This window comes from Scandinavium sp. M-37, from assembly GCF_043558715.1.
Lineage (GTDB): Bacteria > Pseudomonadota > Gammaproteobacteria > Enterobacterales > Enterobacteriaceae > Scandinavium > Scandinavium vulneris_A.
Genome location: NZ_JBIGIN010000113.1, coordinates 1 through 473 on the forward strand (window position 1 = coordinate 1; position 473 = coordinate 473).

The 473-nt window shown below is 56.4% G+C and carries 1 protein-coding gene and 1 pseudogene; both read left to right on the top strand.

Going from position 1 to position 473, the window contains the following annotated elements; genetic code table 11:
• Window positions 1-299, top strand: a 299-nt coding sequence (locus ACG0Z5_RS23945) for a phage tail protein (protein ID WP_394451680.1), incomplete at its 5' end; no start/stop codon positions are given.
• Between the two features lie 2 nt (window positions 300-301).
• Window positions 302-473, top strand: a pseudogene (locus tag ACG0Z5_RS23950) (phage late control D family protein); the annotation flags it as partial.

Below are 473 nucleotides of genomic sequence, written 5' to 3' on the forward strand. Positions count from 1 at the left end.
TGTACCCTGAAATGACCGGCGGGCGGCTCTCGATGCTGGCGCTCTATACGATGGCGGATGAGGGCCGGGCGTGGCCCCTGATTTCCGGCACCGGCACCATTTACGGGATGTTTGTTATTACCAACGTGAGCGAAACAGGTACCGTCTTTTTCGCTGATGGCTCACCGAGAAAAATCAGCTTCACGCTGTCACTGACGCGCGTCGATGATTCCCTTGCTGCGCTCTATGGCGATATTGGCAAACAGGCCGAATCTCTCGTCGGTAAGGCGGGCAATGTGCTTTCACTGGTGGGAGGTTAGTCATGCCGGATATCGTCACCGGCTCAGGCGCAACCCTGACGCCTCAGTTTATGCTGACGCTCAACAGCAAGGACATCACCGGTAACATCAGTGACAGGCTGATTAACCTGACCATGACCGACAATCGCGGGTTTGAGGCTGACCAGCTCGACATCGAGCTCGACGACAGTGACG